Source organism: Acidobacteriota bacterium, from assembly GCA_019347945.1.
In the GTDB taxonomy this organism is placed as follows: Bacteria; Acidobacteriota; Thermoanaerobaculia; order Gp7-AA8; family JAHWKK01; genus JAHWKK01.
The window spans coordinates 20,993-30,183 of the sequence record JAHWKK010000034.1; the positions used below are offsets into that span (position 1 = coordinate 20,993).

The 9,191-nt window shown below is 63.4% G+C and carries 6 protein-coding genes; 3 read left to right on the forward strand and 3 right to left on the reverse strand.

Annotation, left to right across the window (positions count from 1 at the left end; all coding sequences use genetic code 11):
• Positions 1–33 precede the first annotated feature (33 nt).
• Positions 34–945, forward strand: a complete 912-nt coding sequence (gene queG, locus KY459_15585; GenBank protein ID MBW3566130.1) for a tRNA epoxyqueuosine(34) reductase QueG — start codon at positions 34–36, stop codon at positions 943–945.
• A 380-nt stretch (positions 946–1,325) separates the two neighbouring features.
• On the opposite strand, the gene KY459_15590 is transcribed toward queG, so the two are convergent.
• Genes KY459_15590 through sucC form a run of 3 tightly spaced genes read right to left on the reverse strand, consistent with a single transcriptional unit; the run spans position 1,326 to position 4,065 of the window.
• Entirely contained in the window at positions 1,326–2,021 is a 696-nt protein-coding gene (locus KY459_15590; protein MBW3566131.1) for a Type 1 glutamine amidotransferase-like domain-containing protein, read from the reverse strand.
• Positions 1,988–2,878 carry a succinate--CoA ligase subunit alpha gene (gene sucD / locus KY459_15595; GenBank protein MBW3566132.1) on the reverse strand — a complete coding sequence of 297 codons (891 nt, stop codon included), beginning with the start codon at positions 2,876–2,878 and terminating at the stop codon, positions 1,988–1,990. Before sucD ends, KY459_15590 begins: the two co-directional genes overlap by 34 nt.
• A gap of 26 nt (positions 2,879–2,904) precedes the next feature.
• A complete protein-coding gene (sucC, locus tag KY459_15600; GenBank protein MBW3566133.1) occupies positions 2,905–4,065 on the reverse strand; it encodes an ADP-forming succinate--CoA ligase subunit beta in 1,161 nt (386 codons plus the stop codon).
• Between the two features lie 504 nt (positions 4,066–4,569).
• On the opposite strand from sucC, the gene KY459_15605 reads away from it, so the two are divergent.
• Positions 4,570–7,674 (forward strand): amidohydrolase family protein, encoded by a 3,105-nt coding sequence (locus KY459_15605; protein MBW3566134.1) that lies wholly within the window; start codon positions 4,570–4,572, stop codon positions 7,672–7,674.
• A complete protein-coding gene (locus KY459_15610) occupies positions 7,671–8,969 on the forward strand; it encodes an amidohydrolase family protein (protein MBW3566135.1) in 1,299 nt (432 codons plus the stop codon). The genes KY459_15605 and KY459_15610 overlap by 4 nt, the downstream gene beginning before the upstream one ends.
• Positions 8,970–9,191: the final 222 nt, after the last annotated feature.

Below are 9,191 nucleotides of genomic sequence, written 5' to 3' on the forward strand. Positions count from 1 at the left end.
TGAGGGGCGGTTGGCCAAAGCGTGGCAGAAATGTTGAGTGAGATCTGGCCCGAGGTCGAGCGCACTGCGCTCGGGCTCGGGGCGATGAGCGTCGGGGGAGGACCCGTCGAGGACCCGCAGGCGGGTTTACTGGAGTGGTGGCTCGATAGCGGATTGCACGCCTCGATGAGCTGGCTGGAGAAGAATCGTGAAGCGCGAGCCGATCACGCGGTCCGCTTCCCCTGGGCGCGCTCGGTCATCGCGGTGACGGTGCCGTACGAGCCGTCTCATCCCGAGGACGGTTCGGCAGCCTCGGCCATCTCCCGATATGCGCAGGGGGAGGACTATCACTTCGTCGTCGACGATCTGCTGGCGGGAGTCGAGAGGGAAGTCGTCAGGCTCGCTCCGGAAGCCCGCACGCGTCGCTACGTCGATACCGGACCGCTCTCGGATCGCGCGCTCGCCGCCGGAGCCGGGCTGGGCTGGATCGGTCGCAACTCGATGCTCATCGACGATCGATACGGTTCCTGGTTCTTCATCGGGACCCTTCTGACGAGTCTCGACTACGACCTTCCGGTCGAGCGCGTGACGGATCGCTGCGGCACCTGCACACGGTGCGTCGAAGCCTGTCCGACCGACGCGATTCTCCCGGAACGAGTGGTCGATTCGAATCGGTGCATCAGTTACCTCACGATCGAGCATCGTGGCGAGATCCCCGACGCACTTACCGACCGGCTCGATGGCTGGGTCTTCGGATGCGACATCTGCCAGGAGGTCTGTCCGTGGAACCGCCGTCCGGCGGAGGGACATCCACGGCTCGAGCCGCGCTCGGAGTATCGGAATCTTCGTGTCGAGGATCTGATGGATCTCAGCCAGGAGGAGTTCTCGATCCTCTTCCGGCGAAGCGCAGTCAAGCGCGCGAAGCATGCGGGCATCGTGAGAAACGCCCGGCTCGCGAAGGGGTAGAGGCCGCATGATGAACTGGCAGTACGGTCGGCGCTTCGCTTGATCTGAATGTACTTGCATGAGAGATCCCTCGCCCCCCGCCCGACCGCACGCTCGGGATGACCGGGACGGGGAGACATGTGACGTGCCGCTTCGTCCCGCCGTCTGGCTTCGAATGCCGCAGGTTACGACACCACACGCCGGTAGTGACGCTTTGAGATACTTTCTTCCCCGCCCCGGTCGTCCGAACGGGTGGCGAGCCTGCGGATTCGTTCCGATCCAGAGTATCGGTGGGCGGGGCGTGAGGAGCCTGCCCTGAGGGGTGAGGGGCGGGGGGAACCGAAGGGACCTCCAGAGCGAGTACAGTCAGACCCAGCGAAGCGCCGACCCAACATCGCTCCTCAGGGGCGCTGCACCACCGCAATCTCTCCCGCCCCCTCGACCCGCGCCGCACCGCCCGGCTCGATGACGAGCGCGGTCAGCGGCGGAATGCCGATTCCACCGGTCAGCTTCGGGTTCGTCGTGAGCGGCGAGAAGCTCCTGGTGTCGCCGAGAAACGGCGCGCTGACGAGCCGTCCCGGAAACCAGCCGAGTCCGGCGATCGGGTCGTACGACGGGATGCGGATTCCGACTTCTCCGAGCGCGCACGCCGACGCTCCGATCGCCACGACCGAGGCGCCCGACTCGAGGCACTCGGCGAGAACCGTCGCGGCGGGCTCGTCCCGGATCGCGTCGAGCAGCGTCTCGATCGTGCCGGCTCCGAGATAAATCGCATCGGCGGCGCGCAGCCGTTCGAGGTTTTTGCCCCGCCTCGCATCGCGAGGCCGGTAGATCGGGACGACGTCGACCGTGACCGATCCGTCGAGCCCGCTCAGATACTCCGCGAAGAGGCGCCCGTACTCGCCTGACGCCGACGCCGTGGGAAGGAATGCGACGCGTCTGGTGTCCGGCCTGAGCGCGAGCCAGGCGCGGTCGATCTCGCGCGTCTCCCCTTTCGAGAACTCACCGCTTCCGATGAGAACGAGGTGGCCCGATCCGGGCGGTCGCTCGATCGACGGGAGACTCAGCTTTTCTTCCAGACTTTTTCGACCTCGGATCCCATGTCGGCAGGGGAGACCACGACGTTGATCCCGGCCTCACGAAGCGCCTTCATCTTTTCCGCGGCGGTCCCCTTCCCACCGCTGATGATCGCTCCGGCATGTCCCATTCGGCGTCCGGGAGGAGCCGTCTGTCCCGCGATGAACGCGACGACCGGCTTTTTCACGTTCTCTCGAACGAAGGCTGCCGCCTCTTCCTCGGCGGTTCCGCCGATCTCGCCGATCATGATGATTGCCTCGGTCTCGCCGTCCTCTTCGAATGCCTTCAGGCAATCGATGAAGTTGGTTCCCGGGAGAGGATCGCCTCCGATTCCGACGGCGGTCGACTGGCCGATTTCGCGCGACGAGAGCTGGCCCACGGCTTCGTATGTGAGAGTTCCGGAACGCGAGACGATCCCGATCGGACCGGGCTTGTGAATGTGACCCGGCATGATCCCGATCTTCGCCTGGTCGGGGGTGATGATGCCCGGGCAATTGGGACCGATCAGCCGCACTGGACGCCCGCCCGCGTTGACCTCCGTGATCATCTCGTGCGCCAGCATCATGTCGTTGACCGGGACGCCCTCGGTGATGCAGATGATCAGCCGGATGCCGGCATCGGCCGATTCCATGATCGCGTCGGCCGCGAACGGAGGTGGAACGAAGATCAGCGAGCAGTCGGCGCCCTCGGCTTCGACCGCGTCGGCCACGGAGTTCCAGACCGGAAAGCCTTCATGCGTCGTCCCTCCCTTGCCGGGCGTCACTCCACCGACGACTTTCGTTCCGTACTCCCTGCATTGTCCGGCGTGAAAAGAGCCTTCCTTGCCGGTGATTCCCTGCACGATGACGCGAGTCTCCGCGTCGGCCCAGATTGCCATCGATTCGCGTTCCTTTCTCGTGACGGTCAGCCGCGCGCGGCGGCGACCACCTTTTCAGCGGCGTCGGACATGTTGTCGGCGGTGATCAGGTTGAGCCCCGAATCCCTGAGAAGCTGTTTGCCCAGATCGACATTGGTTCCCTCGAGGCGGACGACGACCGGAACCGGGAGGCCGACGTCACGCGATGCCTCGATCACGCCCGATGCAATCCGGTCGCAGCGCATGATGCCGCCGAAAATGTTGATCAGGATCGCCTTGACGTTCTTGTCGCTCAGGATGATCCGGAAGGCGTTTTTAACCTGTTCCGCGCTCGCGCCTCCCCCGACGTCGAGGAAGTTTGCCGGCTCACCGCCGGCGTGCTTGATGATGTCCATCGTCGCCATCGCGAGTCCGGCACCGTTGACCATGCATCCGACCGTGCCGTCGAGCTTGATGTAGTTGAGCCCGAAGTTGGACGCTTCGATCTCGAGTTTTTCCTCTTCGTGAATGTCGCGCATCTCGACGATGTCGGGGTGGCGGAACAACGCGTTGCCGTCGAAGTTCATCTTGCAGTCGAGCGCGACGACGTTCTCCTCTTTCGTCACGAGCAGGGGGTTGATCTCGGCGAGCGAAGCATCGGTGTCGAGATATGCCTTCATCAGTTTGGTGACGAGCGAGACGCACTGTTTGAATGCCTTTCCCTCGAGCCCGAGAGCCCATGCGACCCGGCGTGCCTGGAAGGGCTGGAGCCCGAGTACGCCGTCGACCGGAACGCGGGTGATTGCGCCGGGATCGCGCTCGGCAACCTCCTCGATCTCCATACCGCCTTCCTTCGAGACCATGATCACGGGTTTGCCGAGGCTGCGGTCGAGCGTGATTCCGAGATAGAACTCCTTGTCGAGGTTGAGGGCCTCCTCGATGAGAACCTTCCGGACCTGCTGGCCCTCCGGTCCCGTCTGGGGAGTGACGAGATTCATCCCGATGATCTCGGAGGCGATGCTCGCGGCCTCATCGGCGGATCGGGCGAGCTTGACGCCGCCGCCTTTGCCACGCCCGCCGGCATGAATCTGTGCTTTGACGACGACTCGGCCGCCGAGCTCTTCAGCCGCCTTGTGCGCGTCCTCGGCGTTCTCCGCGACGATTCCTCTCGGGACCGCGACACCGTAGCGCCGCAGGATCTCTTTCGCCTGATATTCATGGACTTTCATAGGAGGCGGTTTGTATCACGGAACGGGTCGGAAGTTCGAGGTTCGAGGTTGGAGGTTGGCCGGGGCTCGTGATTCGGGTCCTTCGGACGCGCCACGTGGGCTCACGAGCCTGCCGCCAGATCCTTCGTCGCTGGCGCTCCTCCTAATGAAACGACGACGAAATTGCGTGGACTCGACCCCTTGCAGCGCTTCGCTTGTCCTGATGTCCCACCCTGCAAGGTCCCTCGCTTGCCCACCCGACCGCCCGCTCGGGACGACGTCGGTTTAAGTATGGGGTGCGGAGTTTTGCGGGCTGCGGTTTTCATTCCCGCTTCACCGGCGCAACGCGCCGGTCACTTGCTCCAGGATGACGAATGTTTGGGTGTCGCGAGAGCAACATCCACCGCTCCACGCACTCGCGCCGGCAACCGGCAACCGGCAACCCGCAACTGCACCCACTGGCCGTTTCGGGATAGAGTTCGGCCTCTCAGTGGCTCCAGCCACGCCAACTCAGGAGGTCATCGGATGAAAATACGGATCGGTTTCGTGACGGCTCTTCTTCTCGTGAGTGCTAGCGCAACGGCTCAGACGTCGACCTCGCGAGAGGAAGGCCTGAGGAGGGTATACCCCGCGAGTGTCGCACTCACCAACGCGAGAATCGTCGTCTCGCCCGGTCAGGTCATCGAGAATGGAACATTGATCGTCCGCGACGGCCGCGTCGAGGCAGTTGGCAGCGGCGCACGGGTGCCCGGAGATCTGGTCGCCATCGATCTCGAGGGAGCCACGGTCATGCCCGGCTTCGTCGATCCGTACACCGAGTACGGTCTGTCCAACGTGAAGGCCCTCAACCCGAAAAAGGAGGGGGACGCTCCGAAATACGATGCGACACGAATCGGCCCGGACGCCTGGAACGACGCAATCCACTCCGAGATCGACTGGGTCGAGCGGTTCGAGCCCTCCGAAAAGGATGCGGAGGCACTTCGGAAGCGTGGTGTGACGACCGTCCAGTCCGCGAAGATGGACGGCATCTTTCGCGGCAGGGGCTTCGTCGCGAATCTCGGCTCAGGCCTGCCCGCCGAAATGATCGTGGTTCCGCGGTCGAGGATGTTCCTTTCTTTCGACAAGGGGAGCTCATCGCAGGAGTATCCCTCCTCGCTCATGGGCTCGATCGCACTGATCCGGCAGACCTTTTACGATGCGGCGTGGTGGGAGAGGGCGGCCGGAACGCCGGAGCGGGAAACCAACGTGGCGCTCGAAGCAATCGCCGGTTATGACGGACCCTGGATTTTTGCGGCCGACGACGAGCTGACCCTTCTGCGCGCTGCGGCGATCGCGCGCGAGCACGGGCTGCAGCTGATTCACGTCGGGTCGCAGCGAGAGTATCAACGCCTCGATGCGATCGCCGCGCTCGGTCAGCCGATCATCCTGCCGTTGAAGTTCCCGGACAAACCGGCGGTCAGCACGATCGAGGACGAGCTCGACGTCGATCTCGCCGACATGCGTCACTGGGAGCGCGCCCCGGCAAATCCCGCCGCGCTGGCGGAGCGGGGAGTGCGATTCGCGTTCACCGGCCGAGAGCTCAGCGACAAGGATTTCTTCGCGAGTCTCAGGACCGTCGTCGAGCGGGGGCTTTCGAGCGAGGTCGCCCTCGCGGCGCTCACGACGATTCCGGCGGCTCTGGCAGGTGCGGACTCCGAGGTGGGAAGCCTTCAGCCCGGCCGCCATGCGAACTTCCTCGTGGTCGAAGGGGATCTGTTCACCGACGAAGAGGCAAGGATTCGCGAGGTGTGGGTCGAGGGGCGTCGTCTCAGCGAGCTCGTCCCGCGTCGCGAGCGGGACCTCACGGGCACGTATGAAGTGGAGATCGGCGGAGAAACCTATCTTCTGGAAGTCAGCGGCGAGCGGGGCGCGATCAAGGGGACGCTCGTTCGCGGAGAACAGAGAATCGACGTCGTCGATCTGAGGGAGAGTCTCGACTCTCTGCAGTTCGGCGTGCCGATGGACGACGTCGGAATCGAGGGTGTTGCCCGGTTCTCCATCTCGGAGATCGAAGACGAGGTTTCGGGACAGGTGACCCTCCCCGGTGGCATGCCCGCCGGAATCATGCTTTCGCGCCGCGCGCCGCTCGAGGAGCCGGAGGAGGAGACGGGCGAAGAGGAAGAAATCGCCTCCGAGTTGTCGACCGAGGAAGAGGGAGTCCTGTCGGAACCGACGATCGTTTCGCGACTCACGTGGCCGAATGTGGCGTTCGGCTACGAGGCGTACCCGGCGCAGGAAACCGTTCTCGTCCGGAACGCAACCATTTGGACTCTCGAGGGAGAAGGAAAGATCGAGAACGCCGATCTTCTCGTCTCCGACGGAAAGATCTCTGCTGTCGGAACGGGCCTTCGTCCTCCCTCGAATACTCGGGTGATCGACGCCACCGGCAAACACGTCACTCCGGGGATGATCGACGAACATTCGCATCTCGCGATCTCCCGCGGCGTGAACGAAGGGTCGCACGCGGTGACCGCGGAGGTTCGCATCGGCGACGTCGTCAACTCGGACGACATCGGGATGTACCGCGCGCTCGCCGGAGGAACGACGACGGCTCAGCTTCTCCATGGATCGGCGAATCCGATCGGAGGACAGGCTCAGGTGATCAAGTTCCGATGGGGACTGTTGCCGGAAGAGCTGAAGTTCGACGCGGCGCCACCTTCGATCAAGTTCGCGCTCGGTGAGAACGTGAAACAGTCGAACTGGGGCGAGGAACACTCGATTCGCTATCCGCAGACCCGGATGGGCGTGTACACATTGATGAAAGATCGTTTCCTCCGCGCGAGGGAGTATGGCGCGGAACGGGCGCGGTTCGACGCGCTCTCCCGGCGTGACAGACAGCGTGCGGTGGAACCACGGCGCGATCTTCAGCTCGAGACCCTGAGGGAGATTCTCGACGGCGAACGGTTCGTCCACAGTCACTCGTACGTTCAGAGCGAGATTCTGATGCTGATGCGTCTCGCCGAAGAGCTCGGGTTCCGCATCCAGACATTCACCCACATTCTCGAGGGCTACAAAGTCGCCCCCGAGATGGCGGCTCACGGAGCGGGGGCATCCACGTTTTCCGACTGGTGGGCCTACAAGTTCGAGGTCTACGACGCGATTCCGTACAACCCGTGTCTGATGCACGAGGCAGGAGTCGTCACATCGATCAACTCCGACTCCTCGGAGCTCATCCGACGCCTCAACCAGGAGGCCGGTAAATCGGTGATGTACTGCGGAATGGATGAGGTGGAAGCGCTGAAGCTCGCGACGCTCAACCCTGCCAAGCAACTTCGGGTGGATCATCGCGTCGGGAGTCTGGCGCAGGGGAAGGACGCCGATTTCGTCATCTGGAGCGATCATCCGCTCTCCACCTACTCGCGAGCCGAACAGACATGGGTCGATGGGCGGCCGATGTTCACGCTCGAAAGAGATGCGCGGCTGCGCCGGGAAGTGAACGAGGAACGCGCTGCGCTCGTCCAGAAAGTGTTGAGGGCGGGCAAGGGTAAAAAGGACGATGAGAAGAAAGAGCCGGCCGGGCCCGAGCCTGACTGGCACTGCGAAGACGTGGTCGACATCTGGAAGCTCGAGTCGGCGGGAGGTGCACGATGAAGAAGATCTGGTCGGTTCTGCTCGTACTGTCCGTCTGGACGACGGCCGTTTTCGCTCATGACATCGTTCCCGGAAAGCAGCAGGATCACCCGATCCTGTTGCGCGGCGGCGACGTCCATACCGTTTCCGGCCCCGTGCAGCGCGGCGCGGACGTTCTCTTCGACGAAGGAAAGATCGTCGCGATCGGCCGCAACCTCGCCGTGCCGGCAAACACGGAGATCATCGACGTCAGCGGTAGGAACGTCTACCCGGGCCTGATCGCCGCACGTACGGTCCTCGGGCTCATCGAGATCGGCGCCGTCCGGGCGACCGACGACGACAACGAAGTCGGAGATCTGAACCCTGAAGTCATCGCTTCGACCGCCTTCAACCCGGATTCCGAGCTGATCCCGACTGTGCGGTCGAACGGAATCACGACCGCTCAGGTCATCCCGCTCGGCAATCTCCTGAGAGGGCGGAGCTTCATCGTGCAGCTCGATGGCTGGACCATTGAGGATTCGACCGTCGTTCCGGTCGATGCGCTTCACCTCGCCTGGCCCTCGGTGGCCATATCGAGAGCCTGGTGGGTCAGCGCGACCGAAGAGGAGCAGCGCGAACAGATGAAGAAGAATCGCGACCAGCTCTACGCGATCTTCGACGATGCGAATGCCGCCATGAGAGCAGGCGACGATCCCGGGGCGAGTGACCTTCTTCTCGACGCCATGGCTCCTGCACTGCGCGGAGAACTTCCCGTGTTCATCGAGGCGGACGACTACCGCCAGATCGTCGAGGCACTTCGTTTCGCTCGTGAATACGGACTGAATCTGGTGATCACCGGAGGCCGTGAGGCCGATCGTGCCGCTGATCTTCTGCGGCGCTGGAATGTTCCGGTGATTCTCGACGCGACACAGGCTCTGCCGTTTCGCCGCGACGATCCGTACGATCAGGCATACGCGCTTCCCGCGAAGCTCCACGAAGCGGGCGTGAAGTTCGCGATCTCGGATCCCGGTTCATGGAGCTCGCGCGATCTTCCGCTGCAGGCTGCTCAGGCCGTCGGCTACGGGCTGCCGAAGGATGTTGCACTCCGTTCGGTCACGCTTTCGGTCGCCGAGATTCTCGGTATCAGCGACCGGCAGGGATCGCTGGAGCCGGGGAAGGATGCCACGCTGATCGTCTCCGACCGCGACATCCTCGACACTCTCGGAGGTGGGGTCAGCCACATGTGGATCGAGGGGCGCGCTGTCGATCTCGACGACCGGCACAAGCAGCTCCGGAGAAAGTACAGCGAGAAGATCCGAAGAGCGAAGGGAGAGTAATGCGGGTTACCGGTTGCCAGTTGCCAGTTGCCAGTTGCCAGCTGCCAGCTGCCAGTTGCCAGTTTCCAGTTGCCGGTTGCCGGTTGCCAGTGCCAGTGGCCAGTGGTGAAGTTATAACACTCGTCATCCTGAGCAAGAGACCGGCGCGTTGCGACGGTGAATCGGAAATGACACCCGTGAGTGCGGAAACAACCGAACTCGTGTACTCAACCCAACGTCATC